Source organism: Pedobacter polysacchareus, from assembly GCF_019802255.1.
GTDB classification, from domain to species: domain Bacteria; phylum Bacteroidota; class Bacteroidia; order Sphingobacteriales; family Sphingobacteriaceae; genus Pedobacter; species Pedobacter polysacchareus.
The window spans coordinates 491687-513123 of the sequence record NZ_JAHYSS010000001.1 but is presented as its reverse complement, the minus strand read 5'-3'; the positions used below and the strand labels follow the sequence as shown (position 1 = coordinate 513123).

Sequence of the window (21437 nt, the reverse complement as noted above, 5' to 3'; positions counted from 1 at the left end):
CCTTACAAAGGTCGGCATCGCTGGAGTGCTACCCTATGTCCGTATAGCAGGGAAATATGTCAGGATGACGTATAATGGGGCTGAACTGCGAGAATAAGAAGAAGTCAATTAAGCGGAATGTTCTGCGCGGAACTGTGAAGGGGTGATTCCAGTATGTTTTTTAAAGTATTTAGCGAAGGTAAACTGGTCGGCGAAATTCAGTTCCTGTGCCACCTGTGCAATGTTTAAAGTGGGATCACGGAGTAATACTTTGGCGCCCACAATCACAGCGCGGTCAATGAAAGAGCCGGTCGTACGCCCAGTCCCTTCTTTCAGCATTTGTGTGAGGTGTTTAGGCGTCACAAATAGGCGATCTGCATAATACTTTACGCTCCGTTCCTCTTTATAATGTTTCGCCAACAGCCTCAGGAAGCCGATGGTCAGTTCTTCTCTCCTGTTCAGCTTCACTTTGTGAGAAACATTATATCGGGCATAAATGGAAGCAGCATGGTAAAATAGAGAAAGGAAGCTATGCTTTTTTATCTCCGGCAGGAAAGCAATTGAAGTTTCCTCTGCCAATGCTTTTTTGAGGATTTCCTGGAGGTTTAACAGCAAATCCCGCTCCTCCATGTTGATGGCATAGTAGGGCTGATAAGCACCGGTCATCACCTCCACCACACTGGAAGTATTCAGAATGATTCCCGTCTGACTCATGTAATCCACAGAAAAAACACTGCCTACTATGGAAAAATCGGCACTGATCTCCGAAAATTCATATATGGTGGAAGGCATGATGAAAAACAAGGAGTTCTCTTTGACCAGATATTCCCGAAGGTTATGTTTCACGAACATACTCCCTTTCTTGATGATAAGAATGGCAAAATAACTGGCTTTATACACCTCTCCGACCACAATTCGGCTGGCAAAGTCCTCCTCAGTGAATACCTTTAACATCAGTGGAATTTCTTCCTCCTTCCTACTTAATCCCTGATGATAAGCTGCAGACTTCTTCATTGCAGGTAAAAATAACAACTATAATTAAAATCCATAGATTTGCGTTTACTCGATAGATATAAAAAAGCTAAACCATGACATATCAGGAAAAATTAAGCGCGATACGTTCTCAAATGAAAGCCGACAATGTACAGGCCTATATCATTCCATCCGCAGATCCTCACATCAGTGAATACTTACCAGATCATTATAAATGCATCCCTTTTGCTTCCGGATTCACCGGATCAGCTGGAACATTGGTCATTACCCATGATTTCGCTGGTTTATGGACCGACTTCCGTTATTTTGAACAAGCAGCAGAACAGCTGGAAAACAGTGGTTTTGAGTTGGTAAAACAAAAGATACAGCATGCTCCAGAATACATTCAATGGCTAGGCAGCAAACTTGAAAAAGGTGCTATTGTAGCCAGTAATGAAAAACTGGTATCTATCCTTCTTGGAGATTTGCTAACCCAGCAATTTTCTTTCAAAGGACTTATATTAGCTGATAAAGACTATTTAAGCCCAATCTGGGAGAATAGACCAGCCCTGCCTGCAGAAAAAGCTTACCTGATTGATGAAAAACACATTGGACAATCGGTGGTTTCAAAACTGACTGCAGTAAGAACTGAACTGAGCAATAAAGGCGCAAACTATCATTTAATTTCTTCATTAGATGACATGGCATGGCTGTTTAATATAAGAGGAAATGATGTAAGCTATAACCCTGTTGTGTTGAGTTTTGCCTTAATCGGGCAAGGAGAAGCAACTATTTTCATCAATCCTGAAAAATTAAGCGAGGCAGAAAAAGCATCTTTAGCAGCAAGCGGCGTACAGGTAAAACCTTATGAAGCAGTGGAAGCAGCATTGGCAGCAATCCCTGAAAATACTACCATTTTTATTGACCCTAAACGCAATTGTTTCGCTTTTGCCAAGCAATTGCCTGCCTCAGTAAAAGTCATTAAAGACACCAACCCTTCAACCAGTCTAAAAGCAGTAAAAAACGCAACAGAATTGGCCAATACCCGCATCGCGATGACTAAAGACGGTGTAGCCATTACCCGATTCTTAAAATGGTTATCAGAAAACATTGGCAAAATCAAGATTACTGAACTTTCTGCCGCAGCGGAACTTCGTAAATTCAGAGAAGCCCAGGAAGGTTTTGTTGGCGATAGTTTCAATACCATCAGTGCTTACGCCGCTCATGGTGCCTTACCGCATTATGGCCCTACTGAAGAAAGCGATGTAGAAGTAAAAGCACAGGGATTATTTCTGGTAGATTCAGGTGGTCAGTATAATTACGGAACGACTGATATCACGCGTACCATCCCGATGGGCAACAATACCGGAGAAGAAAAAACAGACTATACCTTGGTGTTAAAAGGCATGATTGATGGTTGTAAAAGCCGTTTTCCTAAAGGAACCTGCGGTTACCAAATCGACGCCATTACACGTAAACCTTTATGGGATTACGCCATTAATTACGGTCATGGAACCGGCCATGGTGTAGGTTATTTCCTGAATGTTCATGAAGGTCCGCAGGTGTTTAACCCTACTGCGACTCCTGTAGCTATTGAATTAGGCATGATCACTTCTATTGAACCAGGCGTATACCGTCCGGGCAAGCATGGTGTCAGAATCGAAAATCTAGTCAATACCATTACGGATGTAACCAATGAATTTAATGAATTCTACGCATTTGAGTCTTTAACAATTGCCCCGATCAGTACAGAAATCGTGAAAACGGAACTGTTGGAACAAGGACAAATTGATTGGCTGAACAGCTATAACGCAATGGTATTTGAAAGATTGAGCCCGATGCTGGATGCTGATGAAGCGAAATGGCTGAAAGCTTATACTAAGCCGATTTACAAGTAAGCAATTGAGCTTGTCTCTGCGTTCTTTTGAAAAGCCAGCGATGAGTTGAAAATTGAATAGAAAAACGAGTTTTATAGGAAGCGCCTGGAATCTTTTGCCCTGAAAAAGGACAAAATTTCCTATGTCTTTTCCTACAAAGCCCGTTTTTCTTTTTAAATGCAAAAAAAAGGAAGGGAGATTTTCCCTTCCAACTTTATACTTTTATATTTCTTTTGAAGCTTTGCAAGCTTCTCTTTTCTTTTCTTTTCTTCTCTTCTCTTCTCTTCTCTTCTCTTCTCTTCTCTTCTCTTCTCTTCTCTTCTCTTCTCTTCTCTTCCTTTTTCAACCCCCCACCATATTGGACTCTTGCTATCTGTGGGCGATTGATATAAAAAAGAAATGTGCTTAGACGACATTCAAATGTTTCCTTCAAAACATTTGAGGAGGAAAAGGACTTTCTTTTTTAAATTGGGCTAATAGAACGATCCAAATGCACATAACCCCCATCGACGTAAACCAGTTGACCAGTCGTATGACTTGACGCCCCAGACAGCAAAAACACCGTCGCATTCGCTATCTCTTCTGCCGTAGTCATTCTATTCTCAAAAGGGATTTTTGCTTTAATATCTGCCAATTTCTCTTCCGAATTCTGGATTGAATTGATCCATGTCTGATAAAGCGGCGTATAACATTCTGCGACGATCACCGAGTTGACTCTGATCCCATACGGCAATAATTCCACTGCCCATTCCCTGGTTAACGCATTCCTACCTCCATTTGAGGCGGCATAAGCGGAGGTTCCACCTTGTCCTGTATCTGCCACTTTAGAGCCGATATTGACAATTGCTCCTTTCGATTTCTTCAATGCTGGTAAGGCATGATGTGCCATCAGGTAGTAATGAATTACATTTTTATGCAAACTTTCAACGAAGCTTTCATAGTTTCCGCTTTCCAGTCCGACGCCATCATTTACTCCTGCATTATTGACTAGGCCGTCGATTCTACCATATTTTTCAAGGACGGTTTGAATCGCCTTTTCACTGTCTGACGGGTTAGTTAATTCGGCGACCAACTGAAATACCTTTCCCCCGTCAGCAGCAATATCATCTGCCAGCCTTTGGTTATCGGATGCATTTCTTCCAACGATTACGGGTATCGCACCTTCTTTTGCCAGCACTCTGACAATTGCTTCGCCGATACCTTTGGCTCCACCGGTTACGATGACTACCTTATCTTTTAATTGCAAATCCATTTGATTGCTTAATTTAGGTTATACTATTATAGGTTATAAAAGCGCTTTGCATTGTTTCCCCAGAAGTCTTCCTGGTCTTCTTGCGGGAGTTTTTCGGTATAGTGCTCTATCAGACTGAGCACCCTTCCATAGTCTGCGGCTAGCAGGCATACTGGCCAATCAGAGCCATACATGACTCTTTTGGGGCCGAAAGCTTCGAATATTACTTCCAGATAGGGCGTAAAATCTTTGACTTTCCATTTTTTCCAATCGGCTTCTGTGACCATGCCTGATACTTTGCAGCTTACATTTTTCTGTTTTGCGAGTTCGATGATGTCTTGTTTCCATTCTTCGATCAGCCCCTCTTTAATATTGGGTTTGGCGAGGTGGTTTAATACGAATCGTTGGTTTGGAAACTGGGCTGCTAGTGCTGTGGCATATTTCAGCTGATGGGGGAAAATGAGAATATCGTAGGTAAAGCCATAGGCACTTAGTTTACTGATGCCATTTACAAATTCCGGTTTCAGCATTAAGGCAGGGTCAGGCTCTCCCTGGAGAATGTGCCTGAACCCTTTTAACTTTTCATTTTTACTCAATCTTTTCAATTGAGCATCGATATCTGCTGCTTGAAGATCTACCCATCCGACTACCCCTTTAATAAAGGGATGTGCTGCGGCATGTTTCAATTGAAAATCATTTTCTGCCAGACTTTGGTCCGACTGCACGACTACACATCCATCGAAGCTATAATGCTCCAGGATGGCTTTCAGGTGCTGAGGTAGGAAATCGTCGCGAAGCACGTCCATATCGTCCGTGATCCAGCTGTCTCTTACCTCATCATAATTCCAAAAATGCTGGTGTGAATCAATTTTTAACATAGTCTACCAGCAGCTGTTTTGAAGTACCAAGGCCGTCAATACCAAGCTCCACAACATCACCCGCTTTTAAGTATACCGGAGGTTTAAAGCCTAAGCCAACACCTGCAGGCGTACCTGTAGAAATCACATCCCCAGGCAGCAAAGTCATAAACTGACTCACATAGGAAATTACGAAAGGGATGTTAAAAATAAAGTTTGAGGTATTTCCGTCCTGCATTTTCTCCCCGTTTACGGTCAGCCACAGGCGAAGGTTGTTGACATCAGCGATCTCGTCGGGAGTGGCAAGGAATGGGCCTAATGGGGCGAAAGTATCACAACCTTTTCCTTTATCCCAGGTACCATTTCTTTCGATCTGGAACTCACGTTCAGACACGTCATTGTGCAATACATAGCCAGCTACATAATCCAGTGCATCTGCTTCATCTACATAAGATGCTTTTTTGCTGATGACTACTGCCAATTCTACTTCCCAATCCGTCTTTACAGAGTTTTTAGGGATGATAATATTATCGTTAGGACCTGTGAGCGCCGTTGTAGATTTCATAAAGATTACGGGTTCAGGCGGCATTGGTGCATTGGTTTCTTTCGCATGATCTGCATAGTTTAAACCGATACATACAATTTTTGAAGGGCGTGCTACAGGAGATCCCAGACGGGTATCTGCAGGAACGACAGGTAGTTTACCTTCATTTTCTTTTACAAAAGCGGCTAGTTTTGTCAGGCCGTCATTTTGAAAAAACTGTTCGTTATAATCTGCTCCGAAAGCAGAAGTATCATACCAAATATCGTTTATAATTACACCGGTCTTTTCCTGATCGGCAACTCCCCATCTGATTAATTTCATTGTTAGTTAGCTAAATATTGTGTGTGTTCAATTGTATATATCATTTAACCCATCCCGATTATATGCTTTGATATCTACCGTTATGGATTAATTCGCATTCCTAAAATACGATGTGTTTTCTAATTATTCAATTTAATGAAACCACCATCTAGTGGATAATCATTACCGGTGATAAATCCTGCTTCTTCCGAGCACAGGTAAAGTGCTAATGAAGCCACCTCTTCTGGTTTCCCCATGCGACCTACTGGCTGACTTTTCGATAACTTCTCAAAAATTTCTGCTTCTTTTCCGGCGTAATTTTTAGCGATAAAGCCATCTACGAAAGGCGTGTGTACCCTTGCTGGAGAAATGCTGTTGCAACGGATGCCCTCTGCCATATAATCGCGCGCTACAGAAAGCGTCATGGCAAAGATGGCACCTTTACTCATCGAGTAGGCAAAACGGTCTGTAATTCCTACTACAGCAGCAATAGAGGCCATATTTAAGATTACCGCAGAGCTGCTGTTCTTCAAGGCCGGGATTCCTGCATATAAACAGTTGTAAGCGCCTTTTACATTTACGTTGAACACTTTAGTGAAATCTTCTTCAGAAGTCGTGTCTGCTTTCCCGATATGTGCGATACCTGCGTTATTCACTAAGATATCAATTGCACCAATCTTTTGAAACACCTCTACTACTGCTTCCTGATTGCTCACATCGCAGCCATAGGCATCAGCAGTGCCACCTGCGGCCACAATTTCGGCTACAGCTTGTTCTGCTGCTGCTGCATTTAATTCAATGATGTGGACATTTGCCCCTTGTTTAGCAAAGAGCATGGAAATAGCTTTTCCTATTCCACTGCCTCCACCTGTTATAATTGCTGATTTTCCTTTTAAACTAAACATATTATGATAAAATAATGAAAACTCTATTTATTGATAATGAGCGTTCCAATTGTCTTTTAGAGTGAAACTCCTCTTTTCCAAGGGATAAAGTCGTCCTGATTCAGTAATACTGCTTTCGGCGTGATTTCACCACTTGCCGCTTTGATACAGTATTCCAGGATTTCTACGCCCATTTCTTCGATTGTTTTCTCTCCACGGATGATGGCACCGGTATCGATATCGATGATATCTCCCATTCTGGTAGCCAAGGCTGTATTTGTCGCGATTTTGATCACGGGACATACTGGGTTTCCTGTTGGCGTTCCTAAACCGGTGGTAAACAAAATCAGTGTAGCACCGCTTGCTGCTTTTCCGGTAGTTGCTTCTACATCATTTCCAGGTGTGCATACCAGACTTAATCCAGGTTTGGTAACCGGCTCTGTATAGTCCAGCACATCTACTACTGGCGAAGTACCTGCTTTTTTGGCTGCTCCAGTGCTTTTAATCGCGTCGGTAATCAGGCCATCTTTAATATTTCCTGGGGAAGGGTTCATGTGGAAACCGGAACCTACGGCATGTGCCTGGGCATCATATTCCTGCATCAGGCGAATAAACTTATCGGCGGTTGCTTTGTCCACACACCTGTCGATGATGTTCTGTTCTGCACCGCATAATTCCGGGAATTCTGCCAGCAGGACTTTTGCGCCTAATGCGACTAATAAATCCGAGGTGTAACCTACAGAAGGGTTTGCGGAAATACCGCTAAAACCATCGCTGCCGCCACATTTCACGCCTACACATAGTGCACTTAAAGGTGCTGCTGCGCGTTCTATCTTATTGATTTCTGTTAGCCCGACAAAGGTCTTCAGAATTGCTTCTTTGATCAATTGTTCTTCACTCTGACTTTGCTGCTGTTCAAAGATCAGGATATTTTTGTCGAATGCAGGGTTTCTCTTTTTGACATCATTCAGCAGGTCCTGGGTCTGTAAATGCTGACAACCCAAGCTCAATACGGTAATTCCCGCTACGTTTGGATGGTCGGCATAAGCAGCCAGCAAATTGCTCAATAAGGCAGAATCCTGTCTTGTGCCACCACAACCGCCCTGATGGTTTAGGAATTTGATCCCATCTACATTTTTAAACACCCTGTTTTTCACAGGTGCTGCGGAAGAGATATTGTCCAGCTGGAAAGATTCCAAAGCTGCTCCTTCATTGAAAGCCGTTAGTAACTGATCTGTAAAAGACCTGTATTTATCTGTTACCGCGTAGCCCAAAGTATGGTATAAAGACTCTTTAATTACATCCAGGTTTCTATTTTCACAGAAAACGGTAGGAATGAACAGCCAGTAATTGGCGGTACCCACTCTGCCATCTTTACGGTGATAACCATTGAATGTACGGTTGGCAAACCTGGAAACGTCCGGTTTTTGCCATTGGTAATTGATGTCTCTGAAGCTATAATCCTGAGAAGCGTGGTGGATATTATCTGTAGTCATCAGTCCACCTTTTAAAATTGGGGTGGTTGCTTTTCCTACCAATACGCCATACATCAATACTTCATCGTCCACGTTCATGTCCTGGATAAAGAATTTATGTTTTGCGCGGATATCATCCTGTAAGATTATCTGCGAATTGTTCCATTCGATGACCTGTCCTTTTGGTAAATCCTGTAGGGCTACCAGCACATTATCATCCGGATGGATTTGTAAAAAACTGTTGTTATTGCTTGCTGACATTGGCCTTTATAATTGAAATATTCTATCCATCATCATCCATTTCTCTCCGGGTTTAGCGCCCGGTAAGGCCTGTTGATATTTCCACATGAGGGTTTCCCACTCCTGCACTTTTTCATTGCTGGCATCCATGGCTGCTTTCTGCTCAAAGCTAAAGTCGTCACTGACCTCCATGATCATAAACAGGCGGTTTCCTACCCTATAGATCTCCATATTCTGGATCCCGGACGAAGTGATGCTTTCGATGATTTCCGGCCATACTGCCTTGTGCATTGCTTCATATTCTGCGATCAACTGATCGTCCGCTTTTAAATCCAGTGTTAAATAATACTTTTTACTCATAAACTTAATTTGACCTCCCTGATTAATTTGAACTATTTGAGGTGATTGGCACCACTTTATGGCCTTTGATTCCAAATAGGAATACCACTATAAAACATATTAAAGGAACGATATAGCCCAACTGAATGTTGTGGGTAAGGTCGGCAATATGCCCCATTCCTAAGGGAAGGATGGCACCGCCAACAATCGACATGATGATCAGACTGCTGCCAAATTTCGTGTCTTTACCAAGTTCTCTAATGCCCAGGGAGAAGATCGATGGAAACATAATTGACATAAAGAATGCGATTCCAATCACGACATAAATCGCAATCATACCGCTCACTGTCATGGCTGCCGCGGATAGGAGGATACAGATTGCCGCGTAAATGGACAGCAATTTTGGCGGGGCGATAAACTTCATGAGGAATGTTCCAAAGAACCTGCCGATCATAAAGGCCATTCCGACACCAAAGCCGGCATATTTTGCAGCCTCTTGTTCGTCAATTCCGGCAGCTTTAGTTGCATATAGGATGAAAAGACTGAATACACATACTTGTGCGCCTACGTAGAAAAATTGAGTAACTACCGCCCAGCTCAGGTGTTGATGTGCTAGTGCATGCATGATCCCAGTTTTTTCTCCATTCTTTTGCGCTGTTTCTTTAATTTCAGGAAGTTTAAGGAAGACAAATATGATGGCGATGACCAGGATGATACTGCCCAAAATGAAGTATGGCATTTTCACGCTGGATGCTTCGGAAGCCAGGGCAATTTGTCTGGCCGACTCCGTCATCGCATTTAATTCTTCTTCTGTATTACCTTTGGTCATGATAATTTTAGCACCGATAATCGGGGCTAAAGTTGCTGCGAGGCCATTAAAAGATTGTGCGAAATTTAAACGAAAAGTAGAAGTTTCCTCAGGTCCTAATAAGGAAGCATAAGGATTTGCTGCTGTTTCCAGGATCGTTAACCCACAGGCAATGATAAAAAGTGCAATCAAAAAGAAAAAGTAAGATTGCGTATTTGCTGCTGGAATAAACAAAAATGAGCCAATGGCGAATAGGATCAGACCAATAATGATCCCTGCTTTATATCCGTATTTTTTCATTAGAAACCCTGCTGGTAAAGCCATCAGGAAATAGGCAATAAACACCGCTGAATCCACCAATGAAGCTTGTAAAGTAGACAAGCTAAATGACTTCTTCAGGTGAGGGATTAAAATCGGATCAAGATTATGGACGAAGCCCCACATAAAAAAGAGGGACGTAATCATGATAAACGGAAACAGGTATTTATTCTTAGTCATTGGTTTAATTTATTTGGTTACCCAAAGGACGCGAATTCTCTTACATTTTATTTTATGATATTATCATATCATTAAATGATTTTGGCTACTTTTCTGCTAAAACAAGGCTAACATTTGACAATCCAAGCGTACTATGCGGAGAATTGGGTTTATGGAGCTGCCAGCTGAAAGGGTAATATTTTCCTTTTTCAAGGGAGATTGAAGGAAGCTCTTTTGAAAATAATTCCTGTGGCTGAGTCGTATCAATTCCAAGGTCTATTTTCTTTTGATAACCATTGTAAATCTTCAGCAGCAGTTGGTTTTTACCTTTTTTTAGCGGCAATAAGATCAGGTCATTCCACTGGTTTTCTTTGAAAGGGTTGTTATGGATCGCTAATACCTCTCCATTGAGCACAACCACCAAGCCATCAGTACTCGTGATACCGGCCAGGAAGGGCTGATCCGCTGTTGCTGTGATTTCCTGGAGCACATAAACAGCAGTACTGCGATCTGCTTCCAAGGTATATTTCTGGTTGTTTTTCCAATCTACTTTCCTGGTCCAGGTTAATTTATCCTTGCCCCATGCCTGGCTTGGGTCAATGTTTTTGGCCTCTCCTGGAAAACCTTCAATTCCGGTCCATTGGGGATCAGAAAGATAAATTGGCCCCCAATTGAGTGTACCCTGCTGTTTGATCGGCATGGCTTTGCCATCAGCGAAAGTCAGAGGGCTTACTTTTCCATTGATTTCCAGGTCTATCGTTTTTCCTTTTTCCTGTGCTGAATAATAAATTACTGGTGTATAATTTGCGTTTTTCAAAGGCTGCAAAGTCCAGGATTCTTTAACTGTGCTTTGGAATCTGGTATTGTAATCTACTCCGGAACTGCTGTAATGTTTAAAAGCGTTATGGGAATTCAAATTAATGCCAGGGCCGTTTATAGGAGCGGCTGCATTTGCGTTTAACCCATCCGCAGGCATTTTAATCACATTAGCGGGTGGTACACTGAAACCATTGGCAAAGGTAATCTTGATTACTTTAAATTCTTTATCTGGGTTGATATTAGCTGGAACACTGATTTTAAGCCCTTGATCGTTTTGCGTAAAACTGATCTTTTGATTTTTTTCGCCCAATACACCGATACTTTTTATTTTGCCTTTAAGGCCAGGTAAAATGATCTGCCCATTCTCCGGATGACTCATCACGTGTAAATAAAGCTGATTCGGTTTTGAGGTTAAGCTGCCCCATTTAAAGGAAACATGAAAAGGATCTGCGTCTGTACTGTAAATCGCTTCTCCATTTTTGTCCAGCCATTTTCCAATATTGAGTAAAATATCTTTTTCAAAGCCGACTACTGATCCATCACCTTTTGGGCCGATATTCAACAGGAAGTTTCCTCCTCTGCTCACTACACGAATCAGACTGGTTAACTTTTCTTTGGTTTTAACTGCTTCGCTGCCTCTATCCTGCCAAGATCTGTAACCCCAGGTATCGTCGAAGAAAGAAGCTGGCGACTGCCAAGGCACTCCAATTGCATAATCCGGTTCCTGGTTATCCCCCATCACATTGAAATCGCCCATATCGTTACCAATACGACTGCCAATCATACAATCAGGCTGTAATTTATGTACTAAATCTCTCAGCTCTTTACTTTCTGCTGCATTCTGAGAACCCATATCAAACCACAATTCAGAGACTGGACCGTAATTGCTCAGCAGTTCTGTGATTTGTTTTTTATTGTACTGAACGTGTTCGGGAGTAATGTAATCCGAGTTACTGCTGGAAATCGGCGATGCCTGTGGATAATGCCAGTCGATCAGGGAAAAATATAGTCCGAATCTTAAGCCGCCACGTTTACAGGCATCCGAAAGTTCTTTCAGAAGGTCTCTTTTAAAAGGCGTGGCATCTACCACATTGAAATCAGTAGTTGCCGTTTTAAACATGCAGAAACCATCATGATGTTTAGAAGTGATCACAATGGAGCGCATTCCGGCTTTTTTAGCGAGTGAAACGATAGAATCGGCATTCCAGTCCTTAGGATTAAACCTTTTAGCAACACGAGCATAAGTATCACTATAAATCCCTGCATGCGCCTGAATTTGTTCACTTAAGCCTTTGCTGATCTCTTTGCCTTCCCATACGCCACCCAATACGGAGTAAATTCCATAATGAATAAACATGCTGTATTTCTGGTCTTGCCAGGCTTTTAATGCTTTAGGATCATGTTGTTGCTGCTGCTGCTGCTGTGAAAAACTAACGCTGCTGAAAAAAAAGAGTAGAAGGAATAAAATTCCTGATTTCTGTTTCGTTGTCATTGGATTTTATATTTAGTGCTATGGGCGTCTCAATCGGTTAAGATAATAAAAAGCAATAAATTCAAAGAAAGCGGATTATGCAGCGATATACGTTGTTGGAATTGCCAAAAGATTAAGTGATTTTGGCATCTACCGGAGATTCCGATGTTACAGCCAGGTTAACTCCATAGATGGCCAGTAGACTAAATGGCTAATAAAAATATTTTTCATAAAAAAACCCGGCGAATTGCCGGGTTTCCAATATGATTTAAAATCAAATGTAATAAAGCTAAAACCAGCAGCAATGATGGTCATTCGAAAAGCTGCATTAAACTTTAGAACTACTTGATAACTATTTCAGTATTACTTGATCATTTTTAACAAATACGCACCATAACCACTTTTAACTAATGGTGTAGCGATTTTACGCAGCTGTTCTTTATCGATAAAGCCCATGCGGTAAGCGACCTCTTCGATACATCCGATTTTTAGCCCCTGACGTTCTTCGATCACCTGAACAAATTGTCCGGCCTGCATTAAGGAGGCAAAAGTTCCGGTATCTAACCAGGCTGTTCCTCTGCTCAATACACCAACTTTCAGTTTATTCTGCTCCAGGTATACCTTGTTCACATCTGTGATTTCATATTCACCACGAGGCGAAGGTTTGATATTTTTAGCAATTTCCACTACGCTATTGTCGTAGAAATAAAGTCCGGGAACTGCATAATCAGATTTCGGCACTACCGGTTTCTCTTCGATAGAGATGGCACGGTTTTCCTCATCAAATTCCACTACCCCATAACGTTCAGGATCAGAAACGCGGTAGGCAAAAACGATTCCACCTTCAGGGTCTGAGCTTGCCTGTAATAGGTTAGACATCCCATCACCATAGAAAATATTGTCGCCAAGTACTAAGGCTACCTTGTCTGAACCGATAAAATCAGCACCAATCACAAAAGCTTGTGCCAGGCCGTTTGGATCTGCCTGTTCTGCATACGAGAACTCACAGCCCAACTCTTTTCCATCACCTAATAACTTCTTAAAGTTTGGCAAATCATGTGGGGTAGAGATGATCAGAATTTCTCTGATTCCTGCAAGCATTAAAGTCGACAATGGGTAATAGATCATCGGTTTATCATAAACCGGCATCATTTGCTTGCTCATTACTAGAGTCAGAGGGTGCAGTCTTGTCCCGCTTCCTCCTGCTAAAATTATTCCTTTCACTTCGGTAGGTTGGTTTTTGTAAGTATATGTTTTGAATTCTGGTTCACATTATTTTTAGTGCCAGGCTTCGGAATTTCCGCTTCGCCTTATTGATTTGTGGCTACACTATTTTCCAGTTCTGCATACCATTCCGCACCATACTTTCTAATCAGCGGACCTTTCAGAAACTGGTATACCGGTACTTTCAGCTCTCTTCCAAAGGAACAGGCATCATGGCAAATGTGCCATCTGTCGTAGTTTAACACTTCAAATTCCGGGTATTGCGTGACGCGGATTGGGTACAAATGGCAGGAGATTGGTTTTTGCCATTCTACCAGACCTTGTTCATAACCTTTTTCTATACCGCATTTGGTGATGCCATTTTCGAAAGTCACGTAGGCACATTCTTTATTTCCATCCACACAAGGCGTGGTCAGGTCGCCATCCGCATCTACTACTGAAGTCCCCTGTTCTTCGATTGCCTGAATGCCTTTTGCTTCCAGCAGGTGTTTAATTTTGGGATAAATATCCTTTAGAATTGCAGTTTCAGCGACATCCAAAGGGGCACCAGCATCACCTTCGACGCAGCAAATGCCTTTACACTTGTTTAAGTTACAGACAAAGCTTTCGCTGATCAGGTCCTCGTGAACGAGTGTATTTTGTACTTCTATCATTTTATTTATTTTACGATCGCCAGGGGATATTTCAATCCATCGGCTGATTTAATTTCCATTGTTACTGCGCCCACGAGGATCTCTACCTGCGCCTTTACAGGCACCCTGTTTCCATCATCGGTGATCCAGAGGTATAATCTGCTATCTTTTCTAAAGATCCTTCCAGGCTTAATAGAGGGGCTAAATTTCAAACACCTGATTTTGCCCATTTTCGTTTTCACGACTTCACGGCCTATAAACTGAATTTGCAGCTGATTGATCTCATCTCCTAAAAAATAGTTGAGGTTCACTTCATCACCTGGATTCAATTTTGAAATGTCCAGGCTTCTGGCAAAATAATAGGTAGAAACCAGGTCGAACGTCTGTTTATCCGGGGTTTTAAAAGTTCCTTTGGTGGCGACTACCTTTTGTTCAGACTGGTAAAACCTTGCTTTATCTTCTCTTCGGTAGCTCCCTTCACGGATGTTCTCCTGATAGAAATAAGGCTTCAGGTTGACGCGGTCTATATAAGAATCATAATGGTCTCTTATTTTATAAAAAACATCGAATGTACCGGATGTTTCTCCGTCTACCGAAAGGCGATAAGTTGGTTTACCATCAAATTTAAGGTCAGAGTCCAGCACTTTTAATGTGCCTTCTGCTGCGGTAATGAAACCATACCTCAATTTATATTTCAGCACTTCCCCTACCTGAAAAACAGGTGCTTTAACAAAAGGAAGTTCTTGAGCCATGCCCCTGAAACTTAATAATGCAATGGTGATGATCAATAATGATTTCTTCATATCAGGGTTTAAACAAAAAGCACTCCAAACTTAATCCTTTCGCTTATATATCGGAACGGTAGAACAAGGTTCTCCATACATAATGCTCTTCACCACAGGTGTGAGCAGGCTGGTAATCTCCACATAGGCAGAGATGGGCACATCGATATCTGCGCATCCTTTCACGACCACGCGTTCTCCCGCGAAGGCATTCAGGTCTATTTTAGCCAGAGCTTTGGTAAACAGCACTGATTCCAGGGTTTCCAGGCTTCCAAATACCACTTCATTGGCATAAGGTTTTAATTTATTGGCCAACAGCATATAGGCCCAGGTAGGCACGATGGCATCGGCACTACAGATGATTGCAATATTTTTTCCGGTATAGCTGGCCCAGTCGTGGGTTTTAATAAACTCTCTAAAATCTTTCTCTCTCAGCATCAGCCCATGAAAAAGATTGTCTTTGATATCATAAACCACTCTTTCACCGGTATGGTAGTATTCTTCCAGATTGAAAGTGATCAAGCCACTTGCAGCTACTTTATTAACGAAGTTTTCTTGAATGTCCATGCTTATAAAATAAAAAAACCGGAAGCAAAAATACTTCCGGTTACAAAATTACGTAAAATAAGATTAATAGAATTTCACTCTATTGTCTTTTATCTTGGCTTTATCCTGTAGGGCCTGGAAAGCTGAACCTAAAGAGCGTTGTGCAATTGCCTGCATCATGGCTTCTTTTTGTTTGTAGGTATTTGCTAAAGGCGCTGGATTGATGAAATTATCTACTGAGAACACATATACCCCACGTTCACCATCTACTGGCTGAGAAACTTTACCTGGCTGAGAACCGAATACGGAACCTACCAATTTATTTTCCTGAGCAGCACCTGGGATGATTGGGTTAGCAAACACAATATTTTGAACTGGGTTTACTGGCTGACCTAATTTCTTAGCTACCTGATCCAGGTTTCCTGCACCTTGTAGCGCTGCATTTGCTTTTTCGGTCAATAGTTTTGCTTTTACAGCATTACGAACCAATGGTTCGATATCTTTTTTAACCGCTTCCAATGGTAAAGTACCTTTTGGATTTACACCAGTTACACGTGCAATTACGAAAGCATTGTCCATCTGGTAGATTTCTTTCAGGATATCACCTTTATCAGCAGCATACGCATCGCGGATCAACTGGCGAGGGTTATCTAAACCTGGAGCGAAACCTTGAGAAGCAGTCACTTTATCAGCTACACCCACAGTGTATCCTTTTTTCTGTGCCAGTTCAGAAAAGTTATTGTCTTTCACTTCCGCAAGGAAGCTGCTTGCTTTTTTGTAAGCTGCGTCTTTAGTTTTGTTACTTGGAGAAAGGTTTTTCTCGATATAAGCCAGTTTAGCAACTTTAGAGTTACCGATTTGTTTTTCAACTTTGATCAAGTGTACACCGAACTGAGAAGTTACCACTTTAAGATCGCCTGGTTTACCATTGAAGGCAGCGTTCTCAAATTCTGGAACCATTTGTCCGCGGCTGAAAGTACCAAGGTCACCACCTTTGTCTTTCGAACCATCTACGCTGTATTGTTTTGCCAATGCTGCGAAGTTTGCACCACCTTGAACCAATCCTTTTAATGAATCTGCTAATTTGATGGCTTTATCTACGCCACCTAATTTAGCTGGGTCGATTAAGATATGGCTTGCTTTTACTGAATCCGGAGAGAAACGAGTATCTACAACTTTCACTAATTTATAAGAGTTACCAGAGAATTTAGGGCCGTAATAGCTGCCAGCAGGAAGGTTAAACACTACAGAATCAACTGCAGGATCTAATTTACCTTTAGACATATATACGTAAGGAACTTTCACATCTGAGTTCAATGCAGCGAATAAAGAATCGTTTACAGCCGTTTTGAAGTCTGCCGCTAATTTCTCTACTTGTGTTCTTACTGCAACAGAATCATCTTTTGTTGGGTTAACGCTGAAAGTTACATACTCGAATGAACGGGTTTCTGCAGGGCTTTCAAAGCGTGCTTTGTTGGCATTGTAATAATCAGAGTAATCTGATTCTGTCAATTTTAACGTTGCATCAGCGATAGTTGCGTAATCAAGGGCTACATATTTGAAGTTAGCCAATTTATTACGGTTGATGTATTCATCATTTGCTTCGAGCGTGGTTACATATACTGAATTACGAACCAGGTTTGCATATTTTTGTTGTAAAGCTTGTTTTTCGATTTCCGCCTGCAGCATCTCCCATTGTTGTTTCAACTGAGGATTTTTTGCTTGTTGCTTTAATGAAGCGATCACTTCAGCGCGGTTTACCTGACCTGTTTGCGGGTTACCGAAGTACTGAACGATCAGTGGGCTTGGGTTTTTACCTTGCAATAAATCAAATAATTCATCACCAGAGATCGTTAAACCCAGGCGGTTGTATTCTTTACCTAAAAGAACCGTTGCAATTTCACCGTTCCAAACGTTGTCTACTGCCATTGCCTGCATTTGGGCATTGCCTGAGCCACCATATTGTTGTTTAAACTGCGCTAAACTTTGGTCTACTTTAGGACCAAAAGTATCAATGCTAATATCTTCACCGTCAATCGATCCTACAACCTTTTGAGATTCGGCCCAAAAAGGCTTACCTACGTTAACTGCATCACCAACTAAAAATGCAACAATTGCAAAACCGATGGCACCGATCAAAATGTACCCTGCGCGATTCCGCAAAAATGTCATTAATCCCATAATATTCTTATTTATAAATCCTTTTTAAGAGGGCGCAAGATACAACTTTTGGGAAAAAAAGAAAATATAAAATTGTTTTTGATTAAGTATTTAAAAATTAAGGAAATATGCGCTTTTAAAACCGCTGATTATTCGCCGAAATTTTTGTCTACATAAGTCTCCCCAAATCCCTGTTCGAAGTTGAAAACGCTGAAATCCTGCTTTGCGCTAAAGTTTATGGCATTGATTACTGTACCATCGGGTTTCGTGATGACACCTTGCGGCGAGTAAAACATCTTTTTATTTTGATCCCAGGTTAATTCTTCGGTATTGAAAGTCAGCTGTTCGTCTACAACGACCACATTTCGTTTAAAGATCACGAGTTTTTCGGTGTCTTTGGAGATGGCATAATCGGAAGTGATGGAGCCTTTCACCTTGAGGCTGTCGTTCATGAAGTTTATTTTCACTCCTTTAGGCATCTCCTGATAGGTAGCGCCGCTTTTGGGGGTGATTTTATCCATGATGGGTGCCTTACCGATCCCTTTCACTTTGGAGGAGTCACTATAAGTGATCTCCACATCAATGGTACGATCGCGGTTGAGCACCAGGTCTTTTTTTGAAAGTGGGGCTGCTTTTTTCAAGTCGTCTTCCCCACAGGAGCTCAAGCAAAGCTGGAATAAGCACAATATAGCCAAACCAGTGGGCATGCTTAAGGATTTCATACCTCGCTTAATAAAGCTTGTTTTTAATGAACCAGGTATCATTAAGTGTAAATGCAAGATGGAAATTGATATAATTTTCTTTTACCAATCCATTCATTAAAGTACCTCTTTTTCCGATTTCCGTAGTGAAGTTCATTTTATAAATTGAGTATCTGCTGGAAGCCAGCGGTAAGCCCAGGCCGAACGTGATGGCTTGTTGTTTGATGTCCTGACCATCTCTCTGGATGTATGTTTTATCGTAAGTATAACCTACACGGTAATCTATACGGTCGAAATAATTGTTGATTGAAGTAATATCAGGAGTGAACTGACCACCTGCCGAGAAACCCCAGCTGTCTTGTAAGCCTTGATTTACACCACCAATTGTTAATTTTTTCCAGCCACCCATTCTATAATCGGCACCGATCAACCATTTATTGTCTTTTTGAACAGTAAATCCAAAGTTATGGGTTAGTGGAAGTTTCAAGCTTGATTTTCCGCCATCAATGAAGGTAGTGGTATCTGCAACACCGGTATCTTCACCTGTAGCCGTTCTGATGAACTGAGAAGCGACGTAAGTTTTGGTAGAATTGATGTTAGAGGAAGCAGATCCGGAGTACCCTAAGGTAATTCTCTTTTTACCGCCTAATTTAATTTCATATTGAGCACCGTAAGAGAAACTTACACCGCCAACGCTATTTTTATCCTGAATTCTGGTATATAATGCATTGATTCTCTGCAATTCGTAAGAACTGCTATTTTCTACATCACCGAAGATATATTCCACATTGGCACCAATTCTGAAATTATCGCCAATTGCCTGACCAATACCTAAATAAGCTTTAGAAAGACCGCCTTGACCTGTAAATCTATTGATGGCATTGGAGGTATCCACTTTAGTCACGGTCTGATAATCGTAACCCACTTGCGTATATGGCATTAAACCAAAACTCAAGCCTGTTTTTCCTTGAATCAGCGGGAATGCGAAGGCGATGTGATTTAAAGAGCCGTTAAAGTCTTTTTCAGAAAGGCTACCTGCGCTCAATTTAGTAAAGGTACCGGATAGGCCCATATCAGCAGTAGTCATTGAAATTCCAGCATAAGAAGCTGGATTCTGCATATTGATATTGTTGTAACCATTTGGTTTATATACACCGGCAGAAATTCCACCCATCGCTCTTAACTGAGGAAGCACCAATTCTTTCACATTCCCAAGACCATATCTGGAATATGGAGATTGCGAGGTAACCTGTGCCTGGGCAGTGATGCCGGTAAACAACACCAATACTGCTGCTATATAATTAATTTTTTTGTACATATTCGAAAGCAATGACTTCATTTAATCCTTTTATCACCAAATACGGATCGTGAATAATTTGAGGCGCAAAGATGCTGTTTTTTAATTGTTTCAGCAAAAATGCAGCATTACCTCCTGTTATCAGTACCGTAAGGTCATTATTTTTATTATTCTGTTGAGCGATAAAGCCCTCCACTTCGTTAATTACGCCTTGTAAAACCCCATTTTGAATGGCGGTGGTGGTATCAGTACCATCCGGCACTGTTCCTGCTTCCCGGTCCCATGTTACCAATGGCAAACGCCCGGTATAATGGTTTAATGCCTGGAAGCGCATGTCTATCCCTAAGCTGATGCTGCCTCCAAAATATTCACTTTGGGCATTCAGGAGGTCGTAGGTAATACAGGTTCCTGCGTCTATTATAAAACAATTTTTGCCTTTATAGTAATGGTTCGCCGCAATAATTTTTGCCCATCGATCCAGTCCCAGTGTGGCTAATGTTTGATAATAATTCTTTATTCCGGTATTTACAGCAGTCGAAAAAGGGATGTAAACCGTATTATTTTTCAATAGGGCGATTACCTCTTCTAATTCTGGTCCGACACTGGAGATGGTAGCGCAGGTGACCTGGTATTTCTCGATCAAATCCATCAATACCTCCGGATCAAGCTGTTTAAATGCCTGGGTATGAACAATCGCTCTGTCTTCCAAAACAGCAATTTTACTGTTTGTATTACCGATATCAATAACAAGATTATGCATCTCCAACCCTCATGGCACAAAGCTATTAATCTTTAGCAAGTTTCAAGGGACCAAATTGTTAAAAAAAGTTAAACAAACAAAAAGTACTGGATTGCTACAACCAGGATTAAGAATAAACTCTCATAAAACCAGCGCTTTTTGGCATTAGAAAAATAATAGGCAAGTAATACCGATCCTGGCGGCACGCAGAGCAGGAAATGGTAAAGTCTGAAATCCGGTTTCATATAAAAGCTGAGGATGGCCACCACGAACATGATGAACAGCATCTGAAAGGCCTTTCTGGTGCTGATAAAGCTCCTGAAAAAGTTTTCCCGCAGCTGGATCATCGCCAATACCATCATCACCAAAACCGGCACCAGTACCAGGTAATCGTTGTAATTGATTTTGAATACCGAAGGGAATTTATTGCCCAATGGCAGCCAGATCTTGTAAAACATCGAGAGGCTATCGTTCCAGTAATAGAAGACCCAGACGAAGAAAAATATGGTTAAAAAGCCAACCAGACCGGCAATCCACTCCTTACCGTTAAAGGAACGGTATAATAAGAGTGTGAACCAGATCATGACCAGCATCACAATAAAAGGGAAGTAAATCAGGGTACCGATTGCGATCAGCATGCCTATGTCAAACATGATCATCAAGGCATTGGAGGACTTGCCCACTTTTAGCAATTTGTCCATGATCCAAATCAGTAGAAAGTTACAGATTAAGGTTGGGCTCAGTACCAGAAAGGGCATGAACAGACCTGAAGCAGTCACATACATCAAGGCAGGCAGGAAATTCGGCTTGTTTAATAAACCATGATTATTGACTACCCTATTGAATAAAATCGCCTGAACATAGATGATGATCGCAGCAAAAAAAGCGTTTCCTATTGGCGAAAAGCTATTTTGAACCGGAATCTGAATAAAAAACTTGGTATAAGGTTCCAGGAATTCAAAATTCAGGTGTTCTGGCGGGTCTGCAAAAATCGCCATGCGCATAAAAAAAGTATATGCGAATAACAGGAGCAGGTTTATAGGGTTTAAATTTCTAAATTGATTGATCATGCCTGTATATTAA

At 41.6% G+C, this 21437-nt stretch carries 20 protein-coding genes; 1 reads left to right on the top strand and 19 read right to left on the bottom strand.

Annotated elements, in window-relative coordinates; translation table 11 throughout:
- Window positions 1–108: 108 nt before the first annotated feature.
- Window positions 109–993 carry a helix-turn-helix domain-containing protein gene (locus K7X70_RS02185; RefSeq protein ID WP_222535515.1) on the bottom strand — a complete coding sequence of 295 codons (885 nt, stop codon included), beginning with the start codon at window positions 991–993 and terminating at the stop codon, window positions 109–111.
- 74 nt (window positions 994–1067) lie between these two features.
- Here K7X70_RS02185 and K7X70_RS02180 point away from each other — a divergent pair, with 74 nt between their 5' ends.
- Window positions 1068–2849 (top strand): aminopeptidase P family protein, encoded by a 1782-nt coding sequence (locus K7X70_RS02180; protein WP_222535514.1) that lies wholly within the window; start codon window positions 1068–1070, stop codon window positions 2847–2849.
- A gap of 152 nt (window positions 2850–3001) precedes the next feature.
- Here the strand turns inward: K7X70_RS02180 and K7X70_RS02175 are convergent, their stop codons facing one another.
- The 18 genes from K7X70_RS02175 to K7X70_RS02090 form a co-directional block, all read right to left on the bottom strand.
- Window positions 3002–3244, bottom strand: coding sequence for a hypothetical protein (locus K7X70_RS02175; RefSeq protein WP_222535513.1), 243 nt, complete (start codon window positions 3242–3244; stop codon window positions 3002–3004).
- 47 nt (window positions 3245–3291) lie between these two features.
- Window positions 3292–4080, bottom strand: a complete 789-nt coding sequence (locus tag K7X70_RS02170) for an SDR family oxidoreductase (RefSeq protein ID WP_222535512.1) — start codon at window positions 4078–4080, stop codon at window positions 3292–3294.
- A gap of 26 nt (window positions 4081–4106) precedes the next feature.
- Window positions 4107–4937, bottom strand: a complete 831-nt coding sequence (locus K7X70_RS02165; protein ID WP_222535511.1) for an amidohydrolase family protein — start codon at window positions 4935–4937, stop codon at window positions 4107–4109.
- Window positions 4924–5781: a fumarylacetoacetate hydrolase family protein gene (locus K7X70_RS02160; RefSeq protein WP_222535510.1), complete on the bottom strand. Its 858-nt coding sequence runs from the start codon at window positions 5779–5781 to the stop codon at window positions 4924–4926. Before K7X70_RS02160 ends, K7X70_RS02165 begins: the two co-directional genes overlap by 14 nt.
- Before the next feature lie 119 nt (window positions 5782–5900).
- Window positions 5901–6665 (bottom strand): SDR family NAD(P)-dependent oxidoreductase, encoded by a 765-nt coding sequence (locus tag K7X70_RS02155; RefSeq protein WP_222535509.1) that lies wholly within the window; start codon window positions 6663–6665, stop codon window positions 5901–5903.
- 56 nt (window positions 6666–6721) lie between these two features.
- Window positions 6722–8380, bottom strand: a complete 1659-nt coding sequence (locus tag K7X70_RS02150; RefSeq protein WP_222535508.1) for a UxaA family hydrolase — start codon at window positions 8378–8380, stop codon at window positions 6722–6724.
- A gap of 6 nt (window positions 8381–8386) precedes the next feature.
- Complete coding sequence (locus K7X70_RS02145) at window positions 8387–8719, bottom strand: L-rhamnose mutarotase (protein ID WP_062546608.1); 333 nt, start codon at window positions 8717–8719, stop codon at window positions 8387–8389.
- Window positions 8720–8741: 22 nt separating this feature from the next.
- Window positions 8742–10004 (bottom strand): L-fucose:H+ symporter permease, encoded by a 1263-nt coding sequence (fucP, locus tag K7X70_RS02140; RefSeq protein WP_222535507.1) that lies wholly within the window; start codon window positions 10002–10004, stop codon window positions 8742–8744.
- 85 nt (window positions 10005–10089) lie between these two features.
- Window positions 10090–12294: an alpha-L-fucosidase gene (locus K7X70_RS02135; RefSeq protein WP_222535506.1), complete on the bottom strand. Its 2205-nt coding sequence runs from the start codon at window positions 12292–12294 to the stop codon at window positions 10090–10092.
- 342 nt (window positions 12295–12636) lie between these two features.
- The gene (rfbA, locus tag K7X70_RS02130; protein WP_222535505.1) at window positions 12637–13497 is read right to left on the bottom strand and encodes a glucose-1-phosphate thymidylyltransferase RfbA; all 861 of its coding nucleotides are present in this window, start codon (window positions 13495–13497) and stop codon (window positions 12637–12639) included.
- Window positions 13498–13583: 86 nt separating this feature from the next.
- On the bottom strand, window positions 13584–14150 hold the full coding sequence (locus tag K7X70_RS02125; RefSeq protein WP_062546604.1) for a DUF3109 family protein: 567 nt from the start codon (window positions 14148–14150) through the stop codon (window positions 13584–13586).
- Between the two features lie 5 nt (window positions 14151–14155).
- The gene (locus K7X70_RS02120; protein ID WP_222535504.1) at window positions 14156–14932 is read right to left on the bottom strand and encodes a DUF3108 domain-containing protein; all 777 of its coding nucleotides are present in this window, start codon (window positions 14930–14932) and stop codon (window positions 14156–14158) included.
- A 30-nt stretch (window positions 14933–14962) separates the two neighbouring features.
- Complete coding sequence (locus K7X70_RS02115) at window positions 14963–15478, bottom strand: DUF2480 family protein (RefSeq protein ID WP_222535503.1); 516 nt, start codon at window positions 15476–15478, stop codon at window positions 14963–14965.
- A gap of 63 nt (window positions 15479–15541) precedes the next feature.
- A complete protein-coding gene (locus tag K7X70_RS02110; RefSeq protein WP_222535502.1) occupies window positions 15542–17638 on the bottom strand; it encodes a peptidylprolyl isomerase in 2097 nt (698 codons plus the stop codon).
- 128 nt (window positions 17639–17766) lie between these two features.
- On the bottom strand, window positions 17767–18339 hold the full coding sequence (gene lptC, locus K7X70_RS02105) for an LPS export ABC transporter periplasmic protein LptC (protein WP_255606867.1): 573 nt from the start codon (window positions 18337–18339) through the stop codon (window positions 17767–17769).
- A 7-nt stretch (window positions 18340–18346) separates the two neighbouring features.
- Entirely contained in the window at window positions 18347–19657 is a 1311-nt protein-coding gene (gene bamG, locus K7X70_RS02100) for a BamG family beta-barrel-assembly machinery protein (protein WP_255606866.1), read from the bottom strand.
- A complete protein-coding gene (locus tag K7X70_RS02095) occupies window positions 19620–20375 on the bottom strand; it encodes a type III pantothenate kinase (protein WP_222535501.1) in 756 nt (251 codons plus the stop codon). Before K7X70_RS02095 ends, bamG begins: the two co-directional genes overlap by 38 nt.
- Before the next feature lie 68 nt (window positions 20376–20443).
- Complete coding sequence (locus K7X70_RS02090) at window positions 20444–21424, bottom strand: DUF6427 family protein (RefSeq protein ID WP_222535500.1); 981 nt, start codon at window positions 21422–21424, stop codon at window positions 20444–20446.
- Window positions 21425–21437: the final 13 nt, after the last annotated feature.

Excerpts from the sequence above, each read along its gene's own strand:
- K7X70_RS02185 (WP_222535515.1), bottom strand. The coding sequence starts at position 993 with ATGAAGAAGTCTGCAGCTTATCATCAGGGATTAAGTAGGAAGGAGGAA.
- K7X70_RS02180 (WP_222535514.1), top strand. The coding sequence starts at position 1,068 with ATGACATATCAGGAAAAATTAAGCGCGATACGTTCTCAAATGAAAGCC.
- K7X70_RS02175 (WP_222535513.1), bottom strand. The coding sequence starts at position 3,244 with ATGTCGTCTAAGCACATTTCTTTTTTATATCAATCGCCCACAGATAGC.
- K7X70_RS02170 (WP_222535512.1), bottom strand. The coding sequence starts at position 4,080 with ATGGATTTGCAATTAAAAGATAAGGTAGTCATCGTAACCGGTGGAGCC.
- K7X70_RS02165 (WP_222535511.1), bottom strand. The coding sequence starts at position 4,937 with ATGTTAAAAATTGATTCACACCAGCATTTTTGGAATTATGATGAGGTA.
- K7X70_RS02160 (WP_222535510.1), bottom strand. The coding sequence starts at position 5,781 with ATGAAATTAATCAGATGGGGAGTTGCCGATCAGGAAAAGACCGGTGTA.
- K7X70_RS02155 (WP_222535509.1), bottom strand. The coding sequence starts at position 6,665 with ATGTTTAGTTTAAAAGGAAAATCAGCAATTATAACAGGTGGAGGCAGT.
- K7X70_RS02150 (WP_222535508.1), bottom strand. The coding sequence starts at position 8,380 with ATGTCAGCAAGCAATAACAACAGTTTTTTACAAATCCATCCGGATGAT.
- K7X70_RS02145 (WP_062546608.1), bottom strand. The coding sequence starts at position 8,719 with ATGAGTAAAAAGTATTATTTAACACTGGATTTAAAAGCGGACGATCAG.
- fucP (WP_222535507.1), bottom strand. The coding sequence starts at position 10,004 with ATGACTAAGAATAAATACCTGTTTCCGTTTATCATGATTACGTCCCTC.
- K7X70_RS02135 (WP_222535506.1), bottom strand. The coding sequence starts at position 12,294 with ATGACAACGAAACAGAAATCAGGAATTTTATTCCTTCTACTCTTTTTT.
- K7X70_RS02125 (WP_062546604.1), bottom strand. The coding sequence starts at position 14,150 with ATGATAGAAGTACAAAATACACTCGTTCACGAGGACCTGATCAGCGAA.
- K7X70_RS02120 (WP_222535504.1), bottom strand. The coding sequence starts at position 14,932 with ATGAAGAAATCATTATTGATCATCACCATTGCATTATTAAGTTTCAGG.
- K7X70_RS02115 (WP_222535503.1), bottom strand. The coding sequence starts at position 15,478 with ATGGACATTCAAGAAAACTTCGTTAATAAAGTAGCTGCAAGTGGCTTG.
- K7X70_RS02110 (WP_222535502.1), bottom strand. The coding sequence starts at position 17,638 with ATGGGATTAATGACATTTTTGCGGAATCGCGCAGGGTACATTTTGATC.
- lptC (WP_255606867.1), bottom strand. The coding sequence starts at position 18,339 with ATGAAATCCTTAAGCATGCCCACTGGTTTGGCTATATTGTGCTTATTC.
- bamG (WP_255606866.1), bottom strand. The coding sequence starts at position 19,657 with ATGAAGTCATTGCTTTCGAATATGTACAAAAAAATTAATTATATAGCA.
- K7X70_RS02095 (WP_222535501.1), bottom strand. The coding sequence starts at position 20,375 with ATGCATAATCTTGTTATTGATATCGGTAATACAAACAGTAAAATTGCT.
- K7X70_RS02090 (WP_222535500.1), bottom strand. The coding sequence starts at position 21,424 with ATGATCAATCAATTTAGAAATTTAAACCCTATAAACCTGCTCCTGTTA.